Source organism: Streptomyces sp. NPDC025618 (assembly GCF_055558795.1).
This window is the reverse complement of record NZ_JBVHLW010000063.1, coordinates 3,008-25,257: the sequence shown is the minus strand read 5'-3', so window position 1 is coordinate 25,257 and position 22,250 is coordinate 3,008. Positions and strand designations below refer to the sequence as shown.

At 71.7% G+C, this 22,250-nt stretch carries 19 protein-coding genes, 3 pseudogenes and 1 riboswitch; of the genes and pseudogenes, 18 read left to right on the top strand and 4 right to left on the bottom strand.

All coding sequences use genetic code 11. From position 1 onward, the window contains the following. Positions 1 to 203 precede the first annotated feature (203 nt). The 11 genes and pseudogenes from ACZ4A5_RS29975 to ACZ4A5_RS29925 all read left to right on the top strand — a co-directional run. Positions 204 to 824 carry a CDP-alcohol phosphatidyltransferase family protein gene (locus ACZ4A5_RS29975; RefSeq protein WP_398874301.1) on the top strand — a complete coding sequence of 207 codons (621 nt, stop codon included), beginning with the start codon at positions 204 to 206 and terminating at the stop codon, positions 822 to 824. 104 nt (positions 825 to 928) lie between these two features. After that, positions 929 to 3,424: a sugar phosphate nucleotidyltransferase gene (locus ACZ4A5_RS29970; protein ID WP_467591041.1), complete on the top strand. Its 2,496-nt coding sequence runs from the start codon at positions 929 to 931 to the stop codon at positions 3,422 to 3,424. Between the two features lie 90 nt (positions 3,425 to 3,514). Then, a complete protein-coding gene (locus tag ACZ4A5_RS29965) occupies positions 3,515 to 4,438 on the top strand; it encodes a DUF881 domain-containing protein (RefSeq protein WP_467591038.1) in 924 nt (307 codons plus the stop codon). Further along, entirely contained in the window at positions 4,435 to 4,767 is a 333-nt protein-coding gene (locus ACZ4A5_RS29960) for a small basic family protein (RefSeq protein WP_030364457.1), read from the top strand. The genes ACZ4A5_RS29965 and ACZ4A5_RS29960 overlap by 4 nt, the downstream gene beginning before the upstream one ends. Before the next feature lie 5 nt (positions 4,768 to 4,772). After that, positions 4,773 to 5,867 (top strand): DUF881 domain-containing protein, encoded by a 1,095-nt coding sequence (locus tag ACZ4A5_RS29955; protein ID WP_467591035.1) that lies wholly within the window; start codon positions 4,773 to 4,775, stop codon positions 5,865 to 5,867. Positions 5,868 to 6,000: 133 nt separating this feature from the next. Continuing rightward, positions 6,001 to 6,360 (top strand): annotated as a pseudogene (locus tag ACZ4A5_RS29950) (FHA domain-containing protein); the annotation flags it as partial. A gap of 42 nt (positions 6,361 to 6,402) precedes the next feature. Further along, on the top strand, positions 6,403 to 6,846 hold the full coding sequence (locus ACZ4A5_RS29945) for an FHA domain-containing protein (protein WP_398874313.1): 444 nt from the start codon (positions 6,403 to 6,405) through the stop codon (positions 6,844 to 6,846). Positions 6,847 to 6,889: 43 nt separating this feature from the next. Then, positions 6,890 to 7,663 carry a transcriptional regulator FtsR gene (ftsR, locus tag ACZ4A5_RS29940; RefSeq protein WP_467591033.1) on the top strand — a complete coding sequence of 258 codons (774 nt, stop codon included), beginning with the start codon at positions 6,890 to 6,892 and terminating at the stop codon, positions 7,661 to 7,663. Positions 7,664 to 7,715: 52 nt separating this feature from the next. After that, positions 7,716 to 8,189: a bifunctional nuclease family protein gene (locus ACZ4A5_RS29935; protein WP_006123076.1), complete on the top strand. Its 474-nt coding sequence runs from the start codon at positions 7,716 to 7,718 to the stop codon at positions 8,187 to 8,189. 179 nt (positions 8,190 to 8,368) lie between these two features. Next, positions 8,369 to 8,983 (top strand): MerR family transcriptional regulator, encoded by a 615-nt coding sequence (locus ACZ4A5_RS29930; protein WP_467591030.1) that lies wholly within the window; start codon positions 8,369 to 8,371, stop codon positions 8,981 to 8,983. A 100-nt stretch (positions 8,984 to 9,083) separates the two neighbouring features. Next, positions 9,084 to 10,349 (top strand): annotated as a pseudogene (locus tag ACZ4A5_RS29925) (DNA polymerase IV); the annotation flags it as partial. A 68-nt stretch (positions 10,350 to 10,417) separates the two neighbouring features. On the opposite strand, the gene ACZ4A5_RS29920 reads toward ACZ4A5_RS29925, so the two are convergent. Continuing rightward, complete coding sequence (locus ACZ4A5_RS29920; protein WP_467591044.1) at positions 10,418 to 10,873, bottom strand: PRC-barrel domain-containing protein; 456 nt, start codon at positions 10,871 to 10,873, stop codon at positions 10,418 to 10,420. Between the two features lie 131 nt (positions 10,874 to 11,004). Beyond that, a riboswitch (glycine riboswitch) is annotated at positions 11,005 to 11,112 on the top strand. Between the two features lie 185 nt (positions 11,113 to 11,297). Here ACZ4A5_RS29920 and gcvP point away from each other — a divergent pair. Further along, the gene (gene gcvP / locus ACZ4A5_RS29915) at positions 11,298 to 14,180 is read left to right on the top strand and encodes an aminomethyl-transferring glycine dehydrogenase (RefSeq protein ID WP_467591027.1); all 2,883 of its coding nucleotides are present in this window, start codon (positions 11,298 to 11,300) and stop codon (positions 14,178 to 14,180) included. Between the two features lie 153 nt (positions 14,181 to 14,333). Here the strand turns inward: gcvP and ACZ4A5_RS29910 are convergent, their stop codons facing one another. Together ACZ4A5_RS29910 and ACZ4A5_RS29905 are read right to left on the bottom strand one after the other, a co-directional pair. Continuing rightward, on the bottom strand, positions 14,334 to 14,540 hold the full coding sequence (locus ACZ4A5_RS29910; RefSeq protein WP_467591025.1) for a DUF5999 family protein: 207 nt from the start codon (positions 14,538 to 14,540) through the stop codon (positions 14,334 to 14,336). A 306-nt stretch (positions 14,541 to 14,846) separates the two neighbouring features. Further along, entirely contained in the window at positions 14,847 to 15,434 is a 588-nt protein-coding gene (locus ACZ4A5_RS29905; protein WP_467591022.1) for a hypothetical protein, read from the bottom strand. Between the two features lie 497 nt (positions 15,435 to 15,931). On the opposite strand from ACZ4A5_RS29905, the gene ACZ4A5_RS29900 reads away from it, so the two are divergent. Continuing rightward, entirely contained in the window at positions 15,932 to 17,434 is a 1,503-nt protein-coding gene (locus ACZ4A5_RS29900; protein ID WP_467591019.1) for a glutamate-cysteine ligase family protein, read from the top strand. Between the two features lie 84 nt (positions 17,435 to 17,518). Beyond that, positions 17,519 to 18,355 carry a CPBP family intramembrane glutamic endopeptidase gene (locus ACZ4A5_RS29895; protein WP_467591016.1) on the top strand — a complete coding sequence of 279 codons (837 nt, stop codon included), beginning with the start codon at positions 17,519 to 17,521 and terminating at the stop codon, positions 18,353 to 18,355. A gap of 73 nt (positions 18,356 to 18,428) precedes the next feature. On the opposite strand, the gene ACZ4A5_RS29890 is transcribed toward ACZ4A5_RS29895, so the two are convergent. After that, the gene (locus tag ACZ4A5_RS29890; protein WP_467591014.1) at positions 18,429 to 19,244 is read right to left on the bottom strand and encodes a PhzF family phenazine biosynthesis protein; all 816 of its coding nucleotides are present in this window, start codon (positions 19,242 to 19,244) and stop codon (positions 18,429 to 18,431) included. 135 nt (positions 19,245 to 19,379) lie between these two features. On the opposite strand from ACZ4A5_RS29890, the gene ACZ4A5_RS29885 reads away from it, so the two are divergent. The 4 genes and pseudogenes from ACZ4A5_RS29885 to ACZ4A5_RS29870 form a co-directional block, all read left to right on the top strand. Then, positions 19,380 to 19,991, top strand: a complete 612-nt coding sequence (locus ACZ4A5_RS29885; RefSeq protein ID WP_467591011.1) for a PadR family transcriptional regulator — start codon at positions 19,380 to 19,382, stop codon at positions 19,989 to 19,991. A gap of 155 nt (positions 19,992 to 20,146) precedes the next feature. Beyond that, the gene (locus ACZ4A5_RS29880) at positions 20,147 to 20,713 is read left to right on the top strand and encodes a hypothetical protein (RefSeq protein ID WP_467591008.1); all 567 of its coding nucleotides are present in this window, start codon (positions 20,147 to 20,149) and stop codon (positions 20,711 to 20,713) included. Positions 20,714 to 20,725: 12 nt separating this feature from the next. Continuing rightward, a complete protein-coding gene (locus ACZ4A5_RS29875; protein WP_467591005.1) occupies positions 20,726 to 21,718 on the top strand; it encodes an EamA family transporter in 993 nt (330 codons plus the stop codon). Between the two features lie 161 nt (positions 21,719 to 21,879). Further along, positions 21,880 to 22,250 (top strand): annotated as a pseudogene (locus tag ACZ4A5_RS29870) (hypothetical protein); the annotation flags it as partial.

The window sequence follows — 22,250 nt, the reverse complement described above, 5'->3', positions numbered from 1 at the left end:
ATGGGGGACCGTGTGGGAGAGTAGGACGCCGCCGAACAAATTTTAGCCTCAGGCCCCGGGTCATAGACCCGGGGCCTGAGGCATTTTTGCGTTTATGGCGCGCCCCTTGCCGGCCGTCCTCCGACCCCTCTGCACGGTCCGGCCGCGACTGCGGGTAGGGTCATGGGGCATCGTTGGTACATATCCCCACAGGAGGCCCCCGGGTGGAGGTCCAGGAGACGCGCGTACAGACCGACCGCGTCCTCACCATCCCGAACATCCTCAGCATGGCTCGCCTCGTCGGCGTCCCCCTCTTCCTGTGGCTGATCCTCCGGCCGGAGTTCGGCGGCCCGCGCAGTGACGGATGGGCGCTGCTGGTCCTCGCCCTGAGCGGGGTCAGCGATTACCTCGACGGAAAGCTCGCCCGGCGCTGGAACCAGATCAGCAGCCTCGGCCGGCTCCTCGACCCCGCCGCCGACCGGCTCTACATCCTCTCCACGCTGGTCGGCCTCACCTGGCGGGGGATCCTTCCGCTCTGGCTCACCGCCGCCCTTCTGGCACGCGAAGCGATGCTGCTGGTCATGGTGTGGATTCTGCGCCGCCACGGCTATCCGCCGCCGCAGGTCAACTTCCTCGGCAAGGCCGCCACGTTCAATCTGATGTACGCGTTCCCGTTGCTGCTTCTCAGTGAGGGTGAGGGCCTGTTGCGCTCCCTCGCGGCGATTTTCGGATGGGCGTTCGCCGGATGGGGTACAACCCTCTATTGGTGGGCAGGAATCCTCTACGTGGTTCAGGTCCGCCGACTCGTCAAAACGGACCGACAGGCCCGACTGGCCTCGCCGTAGTTGAAGAGCCGTAGCAGGGCCGGATGCCGTATGTGAGTTACGCAGCCCGGCCCCGGCGGGTGCAGTCGGGATGACCGTCGTCTCTCAAGGAGGACGCTTCCGACATGAAGGCCGTCGTGATGGCCGGTGGCGAAGGCACAAGACTTCGCCCCATGACCTCGAGCATGCCCAAGCCGCTCCTGCCGGTGGCCAACCGGCCGATCATGGAGCATGTGCTGAGACTGCTCAAACGGCACGGGCTCACCGAGACCGTGGTGACCGTGCAGTTCCTCGCCTCCCTCGTCAAGAACTACTTCGGGGACGGCGAGGAGCTCGGCATGGAGCTCACCTACGCCAATGAGGAAAAGCCACTCGGCACCGCGGGCAGCGTCAAGAATGCCGAGGAGGCGCTCAAGGACGACGCCTTTCTGGTGATCTCCGGAGACGCCCTCACCGATTTCGACCTGACCGACCTGATCCGTTTCCACAAGGCCAAGGGCGCCCTCGTCACCGTCTGTCTCACCCGGGTGCCGAACCCCCTGGAATTCGGCATCACCATCGTCGACGACGACGGCAAGGTCGAGCGCTTCCTGGAAAAGCCCACCTGGGGCCAGGTCTTCTCCGACACGGTGAACACCGGCATCTATGTCATGGAGCCGGAGGTCTTCGACTACGTCCAGCCCGATGTGCCGGTCGACTGGTCGGGCGATGTCTTCCCCCAGCTGATGAAGGACGGCAAGCCGATCTACGGCTATGTCGCCGAGGGCTATTGGGAGGATGTCGGCACCCACGAGAGCTACGGCAAGGCCCAGGCCGATGTCCTCGAAGGCAGAGTCGACGTCGACATAGACGGTTTCGAGATCTCGCCGGGCGTCTGGGTGGCCGAGGGCGCGGAGGTCCACCCCGAGGCCGTCCTCCGCGGCCCGCTCTACATCGGCGACTACGCGAAGGTCGAGGCCGGCGCCGAGATCCGGGAGCACACCGTCGTGGGCTCCAACGTGGTCGTCAAGAGCGGGGCCTTCCTGCACAAGGCCGTCATCCACGACAACGTCTACATCGGCCAGCAGAGCAATCTGCGCGGCTGCGTGATCGGCAAGAACACCGACATCATGCGCGCCGCCCGCATCGAGGACGGCGCCGTGATCGGCGACGAGTGCCTCATCGGCGAGGAATCGATTATTCAGGGCAACGTCCGGGTCTACCCGTTCAAGACGATCGAGGCGGGCGCGTTCGTCAACACCTCGGTCATCTGGGAATCCCGCGGCCAGGCCCACCTCTTCGGCACGCGCGGGGTCTCCGGCATCCTCAATGTCGAGATCACCCCCGAGCTCGCGGTCCGGCTCGCCGGCGCGTACGCCACCACGCTCAAGAAGGGATCGACGGTCACCACCGCGCGTGACCACTCCCGGGGCGCCCGGGCGCTCAAGCGTGCGGTGATCTCCGCGCTCCAGGCCAGCGCCATAGACGTACGGGATCTGGAGAACGTACCGCTGCCGGTCGCGCGTCAGCAGACCGCGCGGGGCAGTGCCGGCGGCATCATGATCCGTACGTCGCCGGGCGTGCCGGACTCGGTGGACATCATGTTCTTCGACGAGCGCGGCGCCGACCTCTCCCAGGCAGGCCAGCGCAAGCTCGACCGGGTCTACGCCCGCCAGGAGTACCGGCGCGCCTTCCCCGGTGAGATCGGCGACCTGTCGTTCCCCTCCAGCGTCTATGACTCCTACACGGGGTCGCTGCTGAGGTCCGTGGACACCAGCGGGGTCGCCGAGGCCGGGCTGAAGGTCGTGGTCGACGCGTCGAACGGCAGCGCGGGTCTGGTGCTGCCCAGCCTGCTGGGCCGGCTCGGCGTGGACGCGTTCACCATCAACCCCGGGCTCGACGAGTCCCGCCCGACCGAGACGGCCGACACCCGGCGGGCCGGCCTGGTGCGGCTGGGCGAGATCGTCGCGTCGGCGCGGGCCGCCTTCGGCGTGCGGTTCGACCCGGTCGGCGAGCGCATCTCCCTCGTCGACGAGCGCGGGCGCATCGTGGAGGACGACCGGGCGCTGCTGGTCCTCCTCGACCTGGTGGCCGCCGAGCGGCGCAGCGGGAAGGTGGCCCTCCCCGTGACGACGACCCGGATCGCCGAGCAAGTGGCCGCCTACCACGGCACGCAGGTGGAGTGGACGACCACCTCGCCCGACGACCTGACCAGGGTCGGCCGTGCGGAGACCACCATCTTCGGCGGTGACGGGCGGGGCGGGTTCATCGTGCCGGAGTCCAGCAGTGTCTTCGACGGCACGGCCGCGTTCGTGCGGCTGATCGGTCTGGTGGCGCGCACTCAGCTCACGCTCAGCCAGATAGACGCCAGGATTCCGCGGGCCCATGTGCTGCGTCGTGACCTCGCGACGCCGTGGGCGGTCAAGGGGCTGGTGATGCGTCATGTGGTCGAGGCGGCCGGTGACCGGTCGGTGGACACGACCGACGGCGTACGGGTGGTCGAGGCCGACGGTCGCTGGGTGATGGTCCTCCCGGATCCCGCGGAGGCCGTGACGCACCTCTGGGCGGAGGGCCCTGACGACGCCTCGGCGCAGGCGCTGCTAGACGAGTGGTCGGCGGTCGTGGACGGCGCCGGGCGCTGAGCCCGGGCGGGCGCCGTCTCCTCGTTCCCGATCCGGCACGCCGGTGGGGCCATTGGGAGACGGCGCCCCCGACATGCGACGATGTGCGGCATGTCGCAGCAGCCCCCCGTTCGGACGACGGCGTCGCCGTCGCCGCGCCCCGATGCCTCCATGTCGCTGCTGACCAATGTGATGGACCACAGCCTCGACGAGGGGTACGCCGAGGCGGCGGCCCGGCGGGAGGCGCAGGGCGGCAAAGGGCTGCCCACCAGGCTGCGCGCCAAGTTGGGGCTCGCCGCCGCGCTGCTGCTCGCCGCGGTGGTGGTGACGCTGGGGGCGGCGCAGGCGCGGATATCGGCACCGACGCTGGCCAAGGAGCGTCAGCAGCTGATCGACCGCATCAACAGGGAGTCCTCGGACGCCGACGCGCTCCAGAAGAACGTCGACACCCTGCGGGCCGCGGTCGGCAACAAGCAGCGCGACGTGCTGCAGAAACACGGCGGGGACAAGGCCGAGTTGGTGGCCCTGCTCGCGGGTGCCACCGCGGTGCAGGGCCCCGGCGTGAAGCTCGTCGTGGACGACGCAAAGCAGACCAAGCAGGGCGGCGGCAACGGCCCGCGGGAGAGCAACGGCTTCTCCGACACGGGCCGGGTGCGTGACCGGGACATGCAGCGCATCGTCAACGGTCTGTGGCAGTCGGGCGCCGAGGCGATCGCGGTGAACGGGCAGCGGCTGACGGCGCTGTCCGCGATCAGGGCCGCCGGTGACGCCATACTGGTCGACAACAAGCCGCTGGTGCCGCCGTACACGGTGCTGGCGATCGGTGACGGGGACCGCCTGAGCAGCGCGTTCCAGAACAGCGCCGACGGGCTCTATCTGCGCGCCTTGCAGCAGAACTACGGGATCCGCACCAGCATTTCCGCTCAGGGCGAGGTACGGCTGCCGGCCGCGCCGAGCCTGATCGTACGCACAGCGAAGCCGCAGGACGGTGCCGTGGCAGAGCGCGGCGCCGACACAGGGAAGGGCACATCGTGATCGCCGTATTGGGCCTCGTCGTGGGAGTCGTGGTGGGCCTCGTCGTCCGCCCCGTGGTGCCGACGGTGGTCGAGCCCTACCTCCCCATCGCCGTCGTGGCGGCGCTCGACGCGGTGTTCGGTGGCCTCCGGGCGATGCTGGACGGGATCTTCGACGACAAGGTCTTCGTCGTCTCCTTCCTGTCCAACGTGGTGGTGGCCGCCCTGATCGTCTTCCTGGGCGACAAGCTCGGGGTCGGCGCACAGCTGTCCACCGGTGTCGTGGTCGTCCTGGGCATCCGCATCTTCTCCAACGCGGCCGCCATCCGGCGGCATGTCTTCCGGGCGTGAGGCCGATGAGTACCGACGACACGCCCGAGGAGCCGACCCCGGCGGGCGGCTCGGCGAAGCCGGGCGATCCGGAGCCGCAGCCTGAGAAGAAGCCGGGAAAGAGCCCCGGCAAGCCCGGTAAACCCGACAAGCCTGGCGGGTCCGAGGGGCCGATCGGCGAGCCCAAGGGCACGCAGTCCGGCGGAGCCGCTGGTTCCGCCGAGCCGGGTGAGCCTGCCGGGGGAGCGGAGGCCGGGAAGCCGGACATTGAGGCGGGGGCAGGTGCGGAGCCCGCACCGGAAGCGGTGCCTCCCGTCGAGCCCGAGCCCGAGGTCGCGCCCGAGCCCGAGCCCGAACCGGGGGGCGCGCCGCCGTCACCGGAAGGGACGGCCGGGCCGGAGCCGCTGACCGGGCGTCAGCGGCTGCTGAAAGGTCTCTGGCCGCCCCGGCTGACGCGAGCCCAGCTCACGGTCGCCGTGCTGCTCTGCGTGCTCGGTCTGGGCCTTGCCATCCAGGTCCGTTCGACGAGCGACAACAGTGCTCTGCGGGGTGCCCGGCAGGAGGATCTCGTGCGGATCCTGGACGAGCTGGACAACCGCACCAAGCGCCTGGAGGACGAGAAGCGGAATCTGGAGAGCCAGCGGACGGAGCTGGAGAGCAGCTCCAACCAGGCCGCCGAGGCCCGTAAGCAGACCGCGCAGAAGGAGCAGCAGCTCGCCGTGCTCGCGGGCACGGTCGCGGCGCAGGGGCCCGGCATCGAGCTCACGGTGAGCGACCCCAAGGGGTCGGTCGAGCCGGACAAGCTGCTGGACACCATCCAGGAGCTGCGGGCCGCGGGCGCGGAGGCGATCCAGATCAATGACGTGCGGGTCACCGCCGACACATATTTCTCGGGCGCCGCGGGGAAGGTGGAGATCGACGGCAAAAAGGTCTCGCAGCCTTACCTGTTCAAGGTGATCGGCAAGCCGCAGGACCTGGAGCCGGCGCTGAACATCCCCGGTGGTGTCGTGCAGACTCTGGAGAAGGAGCAGGCGGGCGTATCGGTCAGCAGGTCTGAGAAGATCGTTGTGGACGCCTTGCGCCCGGCGAAGCGGCCTGACTACGCTCGGTCGTCATCGTAGTGGGGCGGGCGGGTCGGGGGCTTCGAGCGGAGGCCATGAGGTTGCGGGGGGTCGGCGCACCAAGTCGAGGGTGCGTGGTGGAAACTGTCTGTTGACCACGGACGTTGTATGGATGTCCGCGGTCGGACGGTGAGTGCATCGAGGGTTCGTCCTGCCCCACGGGCGGGTCTGTTTCGGTCAAGGGGAATCGCCCGTGAAGTTGTTTGCGAAGTTGTTCGGCAAGAGCGCACGCCAGGAAGGTGGCAGCGGCTCGGCCCGCCACCGGGCGTCGCGCCCCGCGGAAGGCGCGGAAGGCGCCCAGGAGGGGCGCCCGCTGTTCCGGGACCAGGTGGACGCGCCCGGAGGAGACATTTCGGGAGGGTCCGGCGCGTCCGCTGTTGACCCTTCCGCGGCAGGACGCATAGGTTTCGGGGCACCAGCGACCTCAAGTGCGGGTGGAGGGTTTGCCTTGCCGGTGTGTACGAGGTGTGGCCATCGCAATGCCGAGGCCAGTCGGTTCTGCTCCAACTGCGGGGCGCCGCTGCGTCCCGGGGCCGTGGCGGAGCGGGCTTCCGAGACGACCTCGACCATCTCCATCTCCGGTCTCGAGGCATACGACTCCGAGACCACCGGCCAGACGCCGATCCCGGCCCTCTCGCCCGAGGCCCAGGCGGCCGTCGACGCCCTTCCGCTGGGCTCGGCGCTGCTGGTGGTCCGCCGCGGGCCCAACTCCGGCAGCCGGTTCCTGCTGGACGGCGATCTGACCACCGCGGGCCGTCACCCGCAGAGCGACATCTTCCTCGACGACGTCACCGTCTCGCGGCGGCATGTGGAATTCCGCCGTGGGCAGAACGGCGGTTTCACCGTCGCGGACGTCGGCAGCCTCAACGGCACCTATGTGAACCGGGAGCGGATCGACTCGGTCGAGCTGTCCAACGGCGACGAAGTGCAGATCGGTAAGTACCGTCTGGTCTTCTACGGCAGCCAGCGGGGGATCTGAACCACCGCCGGACCCCGTCCGGGGAGACCTCCAGGGAAGGGCCATGCTGCGAACACCGTCAGGCGGCGCCGGATCATCCGGTGCCGCCGGTGTCGAAGGGCGGCTGGTGAGCATCGGCACGGTGCTCAATCTGCTGCGTGAGGAGTTCCCCGAGGTCACGATCTCCAAGATCCGCTTCCTGGAGTCGGAGGGCCTGGTCGAGCCCCGGCGCACGCCCTCCGGATACCGGAAGTTCAGTGCCCAGGACGTGGAACGGCTGGGTTACGTGCTGCGCATGCAGCGCGACCACTATCTGCCACTGCGTGTCATCAGGGAGCACCTCGACGCGCTCGCCAGGGGCGAGCACGTGCAGTTGCCCCCCGCCGGCCAGGCTCCTGGCCTCGACGGCCCCGCAGACGGGGCTCAGGGGGCCGGTGAGGTCGCTGTGGCGGCCTTCGGGCGTCCCACGGCGGCCCGTCTCGGCAGGCCGGAGTTCCTGAGCGCCGCGGACGTCACCGAGAGTGAGCTGGCGGAGTGGGAGTCGTACGGCCTGATCGCCCCCCACCCGGACGGCGGATTCGACGTTGATTCGGTCAATGTCGCGAAGCTGGTGACGGACCTGGGGCGGTTCGGTCTGGAGCCCCGGCACCTTCGCGCCATGAAGGCCGCCGCCGACCGCCAGGCCGACCTGGTCGAACAGGTGGTCGCACCGCTGCGCAGGCACCGTAACCCGCAGACCAGGGCCCACGCCGAGGCCACCGCGCGGGAGCTCGCGGCGCTCTCCGTACGCCTGCACGCGGCACTCGTACAGGCCGCGCTGCGGACGCGTTCGCACTGATCGGCGAGTGCCCGACTACCCAAACCTGCCGGGCACGTCCTAGGGTTGCTGTGTGAACGAGCTCGATGTCGTGGGTGTCCGGGTGGAAATGCCCTCCAACCAGCCGATCGTGCTCCTGCGTGAAGTGGGAGGCGATCGATACCTCCCGATCTGGATCGGACCGGGAGAGGCGACGGCCATCGCCTTCGCCCAGCAGGGCATGGCGCCGGCCCGGCCACTGACCCACGACCTGTTCAAGGACGTGCTGGAAGCGGTGGGGCAGGAGCTCACGGAGGTCCGCATCACGGATCTGCGCGAAGGCGTGTTCTACGCGGAACTCGTCTTCGCCAGCGGGGTGGAGGTCAGCGCCAGGCCGTCCGACGCCATAGCGCTGGCGCTGCGCACCGGGACGCCGATCTACGGCAGTGACGGCGTGCTGGACGACGCCGGGATCGCCATCCCGGACGAGCAGGAGGACGAGGTCGAGAAGTTCCGCGAGTTCCTCGACCAGATCTCGCCCGAGGACTTCGGCACCAACAGCCAGTGAGGCTCGCGGCGCCCCTCAGGAGCGGTGGGCGCGGCGCATTCGATTAGCCTTTCCCGGCACACGGATACGTAAAACCACTCTCTGGGTGATTATCACTCGGCGTGCCGAGTGTGGCGATCGTTGACGCGCCCCGGGTGACTGCCTACCGTCGAGAAGGCAGGTCAAGGACGGAGGTCGGCGTGAGAAGCATGGGCGACGGTACAGCGGTCGGCAGTCCGTATCCGCTGTATGGGGGAACGGTCGAACAGCCCTCCCGTCATACCGTCCCGGCCGCGGTCAGCGCACCGCAGGGGCCGGAGACCGACAAGATCGGGTATCGGGGGCCGACGGCGTGCGCCGCGGCCGGCATCACCTATCGGCAGCTCGACTACTGGGCGCGTACGGGCCTGGTCGAGCCGAGCGTACGGCCCGCCTACGGCTCGGGAAGCCAGCGGCTGTACAGCTTCCGGGACGTGGTCGTCCTCAAGATCGTGAAACGGCTGCTGGACGCGGGGGTCTCCCTGCAGAACATCCGCACGGCCGTGCAGCACCTGAGGGCCCGCGGGATGCGGGACCTCCCGCAGATGACGCTGATGAGCGACGGTGCCACGGTCTACGAGTGCACCTCGCCGGACGAGGTCGTCGACCTGCTCCAGGGTGGCCAGGGCGTCTTCGGGATCGCCGTGGGCGTCGTCTGGCGCGATATCGAGCACGTGCTCTCCCAGCTGCACGGCGAGCGGGTGGACACGGGCGAGACCCTGATCGGCCACAACCCCGCCGACGAGCTGGCGAGGCGCCGCAACCGCGCGGTCTGAGGGCCTGCCGGCGACGCTCCGTCGCACGTCAGCGCGATTGTCAGTGGTGTGCGGGAACATCAGTGGTGTGAGGTCCGCACCGACGATCCTGCACCTGGACATGGACGCCTTCTACGCCTCGGCGGAGCAGGCGGCCAAGCCGAGCCTGCGCGGAAAGCCCGTGGTGGTCGGCGGGATCGGCCCGCGCGGTGTGGTCGCCACCGCTTCGTACGAGGCGCGGGTCTTCGGTGTCCACTCCGCCATGGCCACCGCCCAGGCGCGCCGGCTGTGCCCCAACGCCGCTTATCTCACCCCGCGGTTCACGCTCTACCGCGAGGTGAGCGAGGTGGTGATGGGGCTGCTGGGCGAGCTCTCGCCGCTGGTGGAGCCGCTCAGCCTCGACGAGGCGTTCGTGGATCTCGAAGCGGGCGGTGTCGAGCCCTCGGTGTCCGCGGTCCGGGCCGTCGGGGAGCGACTGCGGCGGGACATCCGCGCGGCGACGGGCCTGAGCGGCTCGGTGGGCCTCGCCGGGTCCAAGATGCTCGCCAAGATCGCCTCGGAGCAGGCCAAGCCCGACGGCCTGTTCCTCATCGAGCCGGGCAGCGAGGCCGGGCTGCTGGGCCCCATGTCCGTCCGCGCGATTCCCGGGGTGGGCCCGGCCACCGCCGAGACGCTGCGCCGGGCGGGCATCACGACGGTCACGGAGACCGGCGAGGCGGGCGAGGCGGAGCTGGTGCGGCTGCTGGGCAAGGCCCACGGCGCGGGGCTGTACGCGCTGGCCACCGGCCATGACGACCGGCCCGTCGTCGCCGAGCGGGATGCCAAGTCGGTGTCGGTGGAGGACACCTTCGAGGAGGATCTGACCGACCGCGTCCGGGTGCAGCTGGAGCTCGCCCGCCTCGCCGAGCGGTGCGTCACGCGGCTGCGGGCGGCCGGGCGCTCGGGGCGCACGGTCGTGATCAAGGTGCGGCGCTACGACTTCTCCACCCTGACCCGCTCGGAGACGCTGCGCGGGCCGACCGACGACCTCGGCGTGGTGCGCGAGGCGGCGGGGCGGCTGCTGGAGGGCGTGGACACGACGGCGGGTGTGCGGCTCCTGGGTGTGGGAGTCACGGGCCTCGCCGACTACACCCAGGAGGATCTCTTCGCCCAGGCCGCGAGCGAGGCGGCGGCCGCCGCCGAAGCGGCCGCGGCGGAGCTCCACCAGGCCGAGGCCGAGGGGGAGGGGCCCGACGAGGTCCCGGAGGCCGCCGAGGCGCGGCCGCGCCGCTGGCTGCCGGGGCTGGACGTCCGGCACGCGGAGTACGGGGCGGGCTGGATCCAGGGCAGCGGCGTCGGGCGCGTCACCGTGCGGTTCGAACAGCCCTGGTCCGCGCCCGGGAGAGTGCGCACGTTCGCCGTCGACGACCCCGCGCTGGAGCCGGCGGAGCCCCTGCCGCTCATCCGGACCGGGGATCAGCCGCCCGGGCCGCCGGAGCCGTTGACGGAGCCGTTGACCGTGCCGAGCCCCTCACCGGCCCGCTCGCCCGGTCCTGATCCGGCGTCCTCGGCGTCCCCGGCGTTCCCGGCGGGAGGGGAGCCCGCCGTGGGGAGCGCGAGTCCGTAGTGGTGGTAGAGCTGGAGCTCCTGCTCGGGGGAGAGGTGCCTGCCGACCCCGAAGTCCGGGGCGTCCTTGATCAGGGCGCGTTCGTAGGGGACGCGCAGGGTGTCGTCCACGACCTCGCTGGGCTCCAGCGGCACGAAGGCGTCCCGGCTGAACAGCCCGGTCCGTACGGCCGCCCACTCGGGCTCGCCCGTCTCGTCGTCGAGATACACCTCGTCCACGGTGCCGATCTTCGCGCCGTCACGGTCGAACGCCTTGCGGCCGATGAGACTGCGTGGATCGATATCGGTCTGCACCGTTCCTCCGATGGTTCGCGCTGCCCCCGACCGCCTCGACAGCCCCCCAAGACCCTCCCGACAACAACGAAAAGGCACAAAGCGGGAACCGGCCACTCGAGGGATCCCCTCCTACCCGCGCTGGTAGGCTGGCCAGTGGCCGCAGACCCCGTGCGGGAGAGTCCTCCGAGAGCCCAGCCGGGCATCGACGGGGGCGCCGAAGGAGCAAATCCTCCCCGGAATCTCTCAGGCACACGTACCGCACGGACGAGGTCACTCTGGAAAGCAGGGCGGGCCCCGGTCAGGCACGACGCCGAAGCCCGTCCTCACCGACGGTGAAAGCCGGGTCCCCGCGGCCCGGTGAAGCTCTCAGGTTGAGATGACAGAGGGGGAGGCCGTCCGGGTACCCGCGCCGTGGTACCCCTCGCAGGTCGCAAAGACCAGGAGGCCTCCGCAGATGACAGCCCACCGCATCTCCCTTTCCGACCTGGAGCGTGGCACGCTCTTCGAGCGGCGCCATATAGGGCCCGACAGCGCGGCCCAGGCCAAGATGCTCGCCCAGGTCGGATTCGGCTCCCTCGACGAACTCACCGACGCCGCCGTGCCGGAGGTGATCAAGGCCACCGAGGCGTCGGCGCTGCCCGAGGCGCGCAGCGAGGCCGAGGTCCTCGCCGAGCTGCGCACGCTCGCCGACCGCAACCAGGTGCTCGCCCCGATGATCGGGCTCGGCTACTACGGCACCTTCACCCCGCCGGTGATCCTGCGCAACGTCATGGAGAACCCGGCCTGGTACACCGCCTACACCCCCTATCAGCCGGAGATCTCCCAGGGCCGGCTGGAGGCGCTCCTCAACTTCCAGACCGTCGTCGCCGACCTCACCGGCCTGCCCACCTCCGGGGCCTCCCTGCTCGACGAGGGCACCGCCGCCGCCGAGGCCATGGCGCTCTCCCGCCGCGTCGGCAAGGTCAAGCAGGGCGTCTTCCTCGTCGACGCCGACACCCTGCCGCAGACCGTCGCCGTCATCCGGACCCGCGCCGAACCGACCGGTGTCGAGGTCGTCGTCGCCGACCTCTCGGAGGGCATCCCGGCCGAGGCCGCCGAGCGCGGCGTCTTCGGCGTGCTGCTCCAGTACCCCGGCGCCTCCGGTGCCGTACGCGACCTGCGGCCGGTCATCGAGCGCGCCCACGAGCTCGGCGCGATCGTCACCGTCGCCGCCGACCTGCTCGCCCTGACCCTGCTCACCTCGCCGGGCGCGCTCGGCGCCGACATCGCGGTCGGCACGACCCAGCGCTTCGGCGTGCCCATGGGCTTCGGCGGCCCGCACGCCGGATTCATGGCCGTGCGCGAGCAGTTCGCCCGCAGCCTCCCCGGCCGCCTCGTCGGCGTCTCCGTCGACGCCGACGGCAACAAGGCGTACCGCCTGGCCCTCCAGACGCGTGAGCAGCACATCCGCCGCGAGAAGGCCACCAGCAACATCTGTACCGCGCAGGTGCTGCTCGCCGTCATGGCCGGCATGTACGCCGTCTACCACGGCCCGGACGGCCTCGCCGCGATCGCCCGGCGCACGCACCGCTACGCCACGCTGCTCGCGGCGGGGCTGCGGGCCGGTGGCGTCGAGGTCGCGCACGGTTCGTACTTCGACACCCTGACCGTGCGGGTCCCCGGCCGTGCCGCCGAGGTCGTCGCCGGTGCCCTCGAGGGCGGCGTCAACCTCCGCCTGATCGACGCGGATCACGTCGGGATCGCGTGCGACGAGACCACCACCCGCGAGCTGGTGGCGTCCGTGTGGTCGGCGTTCGGGGTGGACGCCGACATCGAGGCGCTGGACGCCGCCACGCCGGACGCGCTCCCCGAGGCCCTGCTGCGCACCGACGACTTCCTCACCCACCCGGTCTTCCACGAGCACCGCTCCGAGACCGCGATGCTGCGCTACCTGCGCCGCCTCGCCGACCGGGACTACGCCCTGGACCGCGGCATGATCCCGCTCGGTTCCTGCACCATGAAGCTCAACGCCACCACCGAGATGGAGTCGGTGACCTGGCCCGAGTTCGCCGCGCTGCACCCCTTCGCGCCGGTCGGGCAGGCCGCGGGCTATCTGACCCTGATCACGGAGCTGGAGGAGCGCCTCGCCGAGGTCACCGGCTACGACAAGGTCTCCATCCAGCCGAACGCCGGCTCCCAGGGCGAGCTCGCGGGCCTGCTGGCCGTTCGCGCCTACCACCGGGCGAACGGCGACGAGCAGCGCACCGTCTGCCTCATCCCGTCCTCCGCGCACGGCACCAACGCCGCCAGCGCCGTGATGGCCGGGATGAAGGTCGTCGTCGTCAAGACCGGCGAGGACGGCGAGGTGGACGCGGACGACCTGCGCGCGAAGATAGAGCAGTACGGTCACGAGCTGGCCGTCCTGATGGTCACCTACCCCTCCACGCACGGGGTGTTCGAGGAGCACATCAGCGAGATCTGCGCGCTGGTGCACGACGCGGGCGGCCAGGTCTACGTGGACGGCGCGAACCTCAACGCCCTGGTCGGGGTGGCCAAGCCCGGCCGCTTCGGCGGCGACGTCTCGCACCTGAACCTGCACAAGACGTTCTGCATCCCGCACGGTGGCGGCGGTCCGGGCGTCGGCCCGGTCGCCGTGCGCGCCCACCTGGCGCCGTATCTCCCCAACCACCCGCTCCAGCCCGCCGCGGGCCCGGCCACCGGCGTCGGCCCGATCTCGGCCGCCCCGTGGGGCTCCGCGGGCATCCTGCCGATCTCCTGGGCGTACGTCCGGCTGATGGGCGGCGAGGGCCTCAAGCGCGCCACGCAGGTCGCGGTGCTCGGTGCCAACTACATCGCCAAGCGGCTGGAGCCGCACTACCCCGTGCTCTACACCGGTCCGAACGGGCTGGTGGCGCACGAGTGCATCGTGGATCTGCGGCCGCTGACGAAGGCGACCGGAGTGAGCGTCGACGACGTCGCCAAGCGGCTGATCGACTACGGCTTCCACGCGCCCACCATGTCGTTCCCGGTCGCGGGCACCCTGATGATCGAGCCGACGGAGAGCGAGGACCTCGCCGAGCTGGATCGCTTCTGCGATGCGATGATCGCCATCCGCGCCGAGATCGAGAAGGTCGGCTCCGGGGAGTGGGCGAAGGACGACAACCCGCTGCGCAACGCCCCGCACACCGCCGCCTCGGTGACCGGCGCGTGGGAGCACCCGTACAGCCGCGAGGAGGCCGCCTACCCGGCCGGGGTGTCCGCCGACAAGTACTGGCCGCCGGTGCGCCGCGTCGACGGCGCGTACGGCGACCGCAACCTCGTCTGCTCCTGCCCTCCGCTGGAGGAGTACGAGAACTGAGCCCGCTCGGGACCCGGGCGCACGCCCGGGTCCCCTGAGGCCGGACGCGAGTCGGGGCCGGTTCGGCGGAATCCGCCGGGCCGGCCCCTGTCTGTGCGTGGTGCGTATACGTACGGTGCGGGTCTTTCCGTACATCGTGTGCGGTAGTGCCCCTCAGGCAGCGGTCACCACGTGGCCATTGCCCAGCGGCCGGTGCGGGGCGATGATCTGCCCGTCCGGCAGCAGCTCCCCGGTGTCCTCGAAGCAGAGGACGCCGTTGCACAGCAGGCTCCAGCCCTGTTCCGGGAAGTGCGCCACGAGGTGGGCGGCTTCCCGGTCGGCGGAGTCGGCTGACGGGCACATGGGCTGGTGCTGGCACATGGGAAGGTTCTTTCGCTCTGATGTGGTGGCTGTCCTGCGGCTCGATGCTGTGGTCATGCCGCCCCCCGTTGGCGAATGGTTTGGTCGATACCAGTGTTGCCCCACGGGCGCGATTCCGCAGGGATTTCCCGGCAGCGCTCCTCTGCCGAAGAGGACGCGTCACCCATGCGGGCGGTTGCCGTCAACAAGACTGCCTGTTCGGGGGGTTCGGGGTGGCCGCGACGGGCTAGTCCGGGAGGGTGAGCACAGATGTGCGCCCCGTGGCGGGCGTGGCCACGGGGCGTGTCCGGTCCCCTGCGGAGAGGTTCAGGCCGGCGTCCTGAGCAGTGGCGGCGGTGCGAGCCGGTGGGTGAGGACGGACAGCAGGTCGCTGAAGCGGTGCGCGCGGTGGGCGGCGATCCCGGGTGGTGCGGGCGCGAGCGGCACCAGCAGGTCACCCGGGCCGGGCAGGCCGGACGCCGCGTCGGCGGCGATGTCGCCGTGCAGCCAGAGGGTGAGCATGTAGAGCGCGGGCACGGACAGCAGCCGCGGCTGGAACGGCGTCGGCAGCGCCTCGGCCTGGCGCAGCGCGAGCTCGGTGGAGGTCAGATACGGCCCCTCGCAGAAGTGGGAGAACGCCCAGCCCTCGGCCGTCGGCGCCGCCTCGCCCGCCGCCACTGTGCGCTCGGGCCCCCGGATCAGGAAACGCCAGCCGGTGAGCCGGGTGCGAGGGGCACCGCCGCGCGGGGTGACCTGCTCCAGGATGTGCACGGGCAGCGGGAGTTCGGGGGTCAGCGGCCCTTGCGCGGACCGCAGGGAGGGGGTGCGGGCCTCGCGTACGGCGGCGGGGGAGCCGAGGGCGGCGACGACGCTGAGCAGGGCGGGCGCTGGGGCGGGGAGGGCATGCAGCGGCATGGTGTGGGTCGCCTCTCACTTCGGGAGACACGTGGTGCTGGGCAGGTGCGGACGACGCTGTCGGCGTGCGGGGTCAGAGGGGGGCCGGGGACCGTACCGACTGCGCGGGGCCGGGGCGCTGCTCTCTGCCCTGTTCCGCAGTTTATACGACACGTGTTCACATGGTGTTTCGGCTACCTGTCGGGAGTATTTCCGGCAAGGGGAAATCCGGTGTACTGTCCGGGGTCGTTTTCGGCGATTCTGTGCCGAATTCCCGGCCGCCACCTCGGGCTGTTCTCCGGGGAGGGTAGGCCGGATCTCGTCGGTGTTTATCACCAGCGCAATGCGCAAAACCGGAGTATTGCACCATGCCGACGGAATGTGCCACGGCGCACACCTCGCCGAGCCTACTGCGTATGCGGTGCCCACGGGGCGTTATCGATCACAATGGCTGGGCATCATCGACCGTGACGCGGCGCCGCCGGCGCCGCGGGCGACCGGGTGAGGAGGGCGTTGCGATGGGTGAGAAGCTGGTGGCCGGGGGGTTCGACCCCGCCGACCGGCAGCGCCACCGGGACAAGCTCCGGCAGTGCCTGGACGTGCTGGCGCGGCTTTTGGCGGAGAAGCGGTTCGACCGCCCCCGGAATCTCATGGGTCTGGAGATCGAACTGAATCTCGCGGGGTCCGACGGGATGCCGAGCATGGTGAACGCCGAAGTGCTGAAACGTATCGCCAGCGGGGATTTCCAGACCGAACTCGGCCGCTTCAACCTTGAGGTGAACATCGTTCCCCACCGGCTCTCCGGACGAGTTCTCGACCAGCTCGCCGAGGAGTTGCGCACCGGGCTTTCCTATGCCGACCGCAAGGCCATGGAAGTCGATTCCGGGATCGTGATGATCGGAATTCTGCCGACCCTGGACGACCGGCACCTGGTCTTCTCCAACCTCTCCGACGACCACCGCTACACCCTCCTCAACGACCAGGTGGTCGCCGCGCGGGGCGAGCACTTCACGATCGACATCGAGGGCGTCGAGCGGCTGACCTGCACCGCGGGCTCGATCGCCCCCGAATCCGCCTGCACCTCCGTGCAGTTGCACCTCCAGGTCACCCCGCGCAGGTTCGCCGCCGTGTGGAACGCCGCGCAGGTCGCCGCCGCCGCCCAGATCGCCGTCGGGGCCAACTCGCCCTTCCTCTTCGGGCGGGAGCTGTGGCGTGAGTCCCGGCCGCCGCTGTTCGTCCAGTCCACGGACACCCGCCCGCCCGAGCTCAAGGCCCAGGGGGTCCGGCCGCGGACCTGGTTCGGGGAGCGCTGGATCGATTCGGCGTACGACCTCTTCGAGGAGAACCTGCGCTTCTTCCCGCCCCTGCTGCCCATCTCCCACGAGGAGGACCCGCTGCGGGTGCTGGAGGAGGGCGGGGTGCCCGCGCTGCACGAACTGACCCTGCACAACGGCACGGTCTACCGCTGGAACCGGCCGGTCTACGGCATAGCCGACGGCGTACCGCACCTCCGCGTCGAGAACCGCGTGCTGCCCGCCGGCCCCACGGTCACCGACGTCATCGCCAACGTCGCCTTCTACTACGGGCTGATCCGCGCGCTCGCGGAGGAGCCCCGCCCGGTGTGGACGCGGATGCCCTTCCCGGTGGCCGCCGACAACTTCGACGCCGCCTGCCGCCATGGCATCGACGCCTGGCTGCGCTGGCCGAAGGGCGGCAGGAACGCCCCGCTCGCCCGCATGCCGGCCGTGCGGCTCGTTTTGGAGGACCTGCTGCCGATGGCCGCCGCCGGGCTCGACGCGTGGGGCGTCGAACCCGCCGACCGGGACCGCTACCTCGGCGTCATCGAGGGACGCTGCCTGCGCCGGGCGAACGGTGCCTCCTGGCAGGCGGCCACGTACCACCGGGCGCGGGAGCGGGGGTTGGGGCGGGACAAGGCGCTGGCCGCGACCACGCGCCGGTACTGCGAGCTGATGCGGACGGGGGAGCCGGTGCACTTGTGGCCCGTGGGTCCTGGAGACTGACGGGGCCTCCACCGCGTGGCCCCCTGCCTCCCCGGGGCGGCCTGGATTTTCCAGCCCGCCCGGCGTTTGACAAGCTGGGGGCCCATGACGCAGGGGACACGCAAGGTGGAGGCGGTTGTGCCGCAGAACGCGCGGGGCGAAGGCGGCGCGCTGCCGGCGCCCGAGGCGGCCGCCCGTCGGCTGCTGGGCAACGAGACCCTCCTCGTCCTGGCCCTGTCGCTCGGGGCCAGCGCCGTCTCCGCGCTGATCAGCTTCGTCGGCGCGGCCACCCGCCCCGGCGGCCTCAAGGAACAGGCCGCCCGGCTCAACGCCTCGCACGCCCCCGGCCGTCCGTGGCTGGACCTCGCCTGGCAGGTCTTCGGCATCGCGACCGCGCTGGTGCCCGTCTTCCTGGTCGCCCATCTGCTGCTGCGCGAGGGCGCGGGGCTGCGGGCCATCGGCTTCGACCGGCGGCGCCCCGGCTCCGACCTGGGCCGGGGCGCGGCGGTCGCGGCGGCCGTCGGCGGCACCGGGCTGCTGTTCTACCTCGGTGTACGGGCCGCGGGATTCAACCTGACCGTGGTGCCCGAGTCGCTGCCCGACGTCTGGTGGAAGCTGCCGGTGCTGGTCGCCTCCGCCGTGCAGAACGCGGTGCTGGAGGAGGTCGTGGTCGTCGGCTATCTCCTGCGCAGGCTGGGCCAGCTCGGCTGGACGCCGGCGGCCGCGCTGGCGGCGAGCGCGGTGCTGCGCGGCTCGTACCACCTGTACCAGGGGATCGGCGGGTTCGCCGGCAACATGGTGATGGGCGTCGTCTTCGTGCTGCTCTACCGGCGCTGGGGCCGCGTCGGGCCGCTGGTCGCCGCGCACGCGCTGATCGACGTCGTGGCCTTCGTCGGCTACGCGCTGCTGGCCGGGCGGGTGGGCTGGCTGCCCACGGCGTGAGCGGTTCCGGGCGCGGGCCCGCCGCCGCCCGTGGCGGTGCGCCCCGAGGACACCGCCGCGCGGCGGGCACGGCCTACGCGAGCAGCTCGCCGTCGATGACCGTGACCGCGCTGCCCGTCAGCAGTGTGCGGTCGCCGCGTACCGATGTGCGTACGAGTCCGGTGCGCGCGGACGCCTGGAGGCCCGTCAGGTCGGCGCGGCCCAGCCGGGCGGACCAGAAGGGGGCCAGGGCGGTGTGCGCGCTGCCCGTGACCGGGTCCTCGTCGATGCCGACGTTGGGGAAGAAGCAGCGCGAGACGTAGTCGTAGCCGGCCGAGGGGTCCTCGGCCGCGGCGGTGGCGATGATGCCGCGGCGGGAGTGCCGGCCGAGCGCCGCCGTGTCGGGGGCCAGCGCGCGTACGGTCCGCTCGTCGGCGAGCTCCACCAGCAGGTCGCCGACGTGCGGGCCCGTGTCGTGGGTGCCGAGCGGCTCGGCGCCGAGGGCCGCCGCGACGCCCTCGGGGACGGCGGTGGGGACGAGCGGCGAGGTCGGGAAGTCCAGGGTGATCGCGCCGTCCTCGCGCGCGGTCGCGGTGAGGATCCCACAGCGGGCGGCGAAGCGGACCGTGCCGGTGGCGGCGCCCGTCGTGCGCAGGACGTGGGCGGTGGCGAGCGTGGCGTGCCCGCACATGTCGACCTCCGCGGCCGGGGTGAACCAGCGCAGCGCCCAGTCCGCCTCGCCGCCCTCCGGCAGCCGGCGGGCGAACGCGGTCTCGGAGAGGTTGACCTCGGCGGCGATCCGCTGGAGCCGGGCGTCGTCGGGGAAGGCGTCGGAGTCGAAGAGGAGGACCCCGGCCGGGTTCCCGGCGAAGGGGCGGTCGGTGAAGGCGTCGACGATTCGTATCCGCATGGCGTGACGGTAGGAGTTCCGCGAAGCCGCAGGCCAGAGCCAATGCCCGGGAACTGGCCCGGAAAAGCGTTGTCGTCCGATCGGTTCCGATATATCGTTGAAGCATCGCGACCGATCAACGATGGGAGGAACGTCATGTGGCGTTCATCAGGACACGAACACGAGCACCGTGGCGCGCATCGGCATGGTGCGGGCGACTTCGAGGGACGGCGCGCCGCCTTCGGCCCCTTCGGACCCGGCTTCGGCGGACCGCCGTTCGGCGGCGGCGGGCCGTGGGGGCGCGGGCGCGGCGGCGGTCCGGGCGGCAGGGCCCGGCGCGGCGATGTGCGCGCGTCGATCCTGGCGCTGCTGAAGGACCGGCCGATGCACGGCTACGAGATGATCCAGGAGATCGCCGAGCGCACGGGCGGCGCCTGGAAGCCGAGCCCCGGCTCCGTCTACCCGACGCTCCAGATGCTCGAGGACGAGGGTCTGATCGAGAGCGCGAGCGAGGGCGGCAAGAAGCTGTTCACGCTCACCGGCTCCGGCCGCGCCGAGGCCGACGCGGGCTCGCAGACGCCGTGGGACGAGGTCGGCCGGGGGTTCGACCGGGAGGCGGCCCAGGAGATCCGGCAGGCGGGCTTCGGGCTGATGGAAGCCTTCGGGCAGGTCTGGCGGACCGGCAGCAAGGAGCAGCGTGAGAAGGCGCTGGAAGTCATCAACGAGTCGCGCAAGAAGCTCTATCTGATCCTCGCCGAGGAGGGCTGAGCCGGCGGAGCCGGGCGGCGGGTGCCCCTGAGATGCCGGCACCCGCCGTCCTCCTCAAGGAGGAGGCGCGCGCCGCCCGTGCCCACCTCTCGTCGGATGCGCGAATGCTTCCCGCCGGGGATGCTCCGACGGCGCGTTCCTGGTGGGGTGGAAGGGTGCAAAGCCGTACATGTGACAGCGGACCGGCCGGCGCCGGCTGCGCGGGCCGGTTCAGCACCGAGCTGGCCTCGGCCGCCGCGGGCGCCCGCAGGCGTGCCGTGCGCGACGCCGACCGCCAGACCGACACCGCCCATCTGCTGCACACGCTGCTGGAGACGGACCCCGAGGTGCGGCGGGCGCTGGAGGGGAGCGGCGCGGGCACGGTCGTACGGCTGCTCGGCTATCTCGTCCAGCGGACCATCGGCTACGGCCTGCGCTGGAGCGGCACGGCCGAGGACTCCGGCGCGCTGCCCGTCCTCGCGGCGGGCCGCTCGCCGGAGTGGTCGCCCGCCGCGGCCGCCGCGCTGGAGGGCGCGCTCGCCCGCGCCCGTGCGCGCGGCGCGGCGCGGGCGGAAGGGGTGGACCTGCTCGCCCGGCTCGCCGGCGACCACGGCTGCCGCGCCGCCGAGGTGCTGGGCAGGGCCGGGGTCGACACCGGCACGCTCGTCGCGCGCCTCGACGCCGACGCGGACGAGCCGCCGTCTGTCATGAGCGAAAAGGGTGACAGTCCTGTCGGCGGCTGACATGCTGCTCGCATGCAGACGTCTCGGGGGAGGAGCGCCGGACTCGGCCTGGCCGTGGTCTCGGCGCTCGCGTACGGCGGATCGGGTGTCGCGGCCAAGCCGTTGATCCAGGCGGGCCTCGACCCGCTCCATGTCGTATGGCTGAGGGTGGCCGGGGCCGCGCTGGTGCTGCTGCCCGTGGCCTGGCGCCACCGCGCCCTCGCGGCCCGGCGCCCCGCGCTGCTCGTCGGCTTCGGCCTGCTGGGCGTCGCCGGCGTCCAGGCATGCTACTTCGCGGCGATCTCCCGCATCCCCGTGGGCGTCGCCCTGCTCATCGAATACCTCGGTCCCGCGCTGCTGCTCGGCTGGGTGCGCTTCGTCCAGCGGCGCCCGGTGAGCCGGGCCGCCGCCGTGGGCGTGGTGCTCGCCGTGGGCGGCCTCGCCTGTGTGGTGGAGGTCTGGTCGGGGATGGGCTTCGACGCGTTGGGCCTCGTCTTCGCCCTCGGCGCCGCCTGCTGCCAGGTCGGCTATTTCGTGCTGGCGGACCACGGCTCCGGCGGCGACCGGCCGGCGGATCCGGTCGGTGTCATCGCCTACGGCCTCCTCGTGGGCGCCGCCGTCATGACCGTCGTCGCGCGCCCCTGGGGCATGGACTGGGCGCTGCTGGCCGGGTCGGCGGAGATGAACGGCAGCCGGGTGCCCGCCGTGCTGCTGCTCGCCTGGATCGTGCTGATCGCCACCGTCGCCGCCTATCTCACCGGCGTGGTCGCCGTGCGGCGGCTGTCGCCCCAGGTGGCCGGGGTCGTCGCGTGCCTGGAGGCCGTCGTCGCCATCGTGCTGGCCTGGGTGCTGCTGGGCGAGAAGCTCTCGCTGCCGCAGACCGTGGGCGGGGCCGTGGTGCTGCTGGGTGCCTTCATCGCGCAGAGCTCGACGCCCAAGGCGGCCGCGCCGGAGCCGGTGGCCCGGGGCGAGGGCGCTTGCGCCGCCGCCGAAAGGGAGTTGTCCGGCGGAGGCAGGCCCGCATAGGGTGCCGATCATGCCGATGACCGTTCTGCCGCCTCCCGCCGCCTAGCGCGGGCGGCCGCTCCCGGAGGACCGGGCCCGGGGTGTCACCACCCCCGGGCGGATCGCCGTTGCCCGCACAGGGACCACGCGATCACCTCATGTCTTCCGCGGGAGAACCAGTCATGCAGTCCGTCCGTTCCTCTCTTCCGGCATGCCCTGCCCCGGGCCGGGCACCCCGCCCCGCCGGGCGGCTTCCCGTCGGCCGGGGGCTTCTCTACGTCGCCTTCGCGGCCACCTCCTGGGGGACCACGGGCCCCTGCGCCGACCTGATCATGCGCGGCAGCGGGCTCGGCCCGGTGGCGCTCACCTTCTGGCGCACGGCCGGTGGCCTCGTACTTCTGCTGGCCGTCCGGGTGGTGATGCCGCGCCGTACGGGCGCGGGGGGGGGGGGGGGGGGGGGGGGGGGGGGGGAGGGGGGGGGGGGGGGGGGGGGGGGGGGGGGGTGGGGGGGTTGGGTCGCCCCCCCTGCCCCCCCCGTCCCCTGCGTAGTGCG

Bases quoted from the DNA above. Each gene is read 5' to 3' on its own strand.
- ACZ4A5_RS29970 (WP_467591041.1), top strand. From the start codon at position 929: ATGAAGGCCGTCGTGATGGCCGGTGGCGAAGGCACAAGACTTCGCCCC.
- ACZ4A5_RS29965 (WP_467591038.1), top strand. From the start codon at position 3,515: ATGTCGCAGCAGCCCCCCGTTCGGACGACGGCGTCGCCGTCGCCGCGC.
- ACZ4A5_RS29955 (WP_467591035.1), top strand. From the start codon at position 4,773: ATGAGTACCGACGACACGCCCGAGGAGCCGACCCCGGCGGGCGGCTCG.
- ftsR (WP_467591033.1), top strand. From the start codon at position 6,890: ATGCTGCGAACACCGTCAGGCGGCGCCGGATCATCCGGTGCCGCCGGT.
- gcvP (WP_467591027.1), top strand. From the start codon at position 11,298: ATGACAGCCCACCGCATCTCCCTTTCCGACCTGGAGCGTGGCACGCTC.
- ACZ4A5_RS29910 (WP_467591025.1), bottom strand. From the start codon at position 14,540: ATGTGCCAGCACCAGCCCATGTGCCCGTCAGCCGACTCCGCCGACCGG.
- ACZ4A5_RS29905 (WP_467591022.1), bottom strand. From the start codon at position 15,434: ATGCCGCTGCATGCCCTCCCCGCCCCAGCGCCCGCCCTGCTCAGCGTC.
- ACZ4A5_RS29900 (WP_467591019.1), top strand. From the start codon at position 15,932: ATGGGTGAGAAGCTGGTGGCCGGGGGGTTCGACCCCGCCGACCGGCAG.
- ACZ4A5_RS29895 (WP_467591016.1), top strand. From the start codon at position 17,519: ATGACGCAGGGGACACGCAAGGTGGAGGCGGTTGTGCCGCAGAACGCG.
- ACZ4A5_RS29890 (WP_467591014.1), bottom strand. From the start codon at position 19,244: ATGCGGATACGAATCGTCGACGCCTTCACCGACCGCCCCTTCGCCGGG.
- ACZ4A5_RS29885 (WP_467591011.1), top strand. From the start codon at position 19,380: ATGTGGCGTTCATCAGGACACGAACACGAGCACCGTGGCGCGCATCGG.
- ACZ4A5_RS29875 (WP_467591005.1), top strand. From the start codon at position 20,726: ATGCAGACGTCTCGGGGGAGGAGCGCCGGACTCGGCCTGGCCGTGGTC.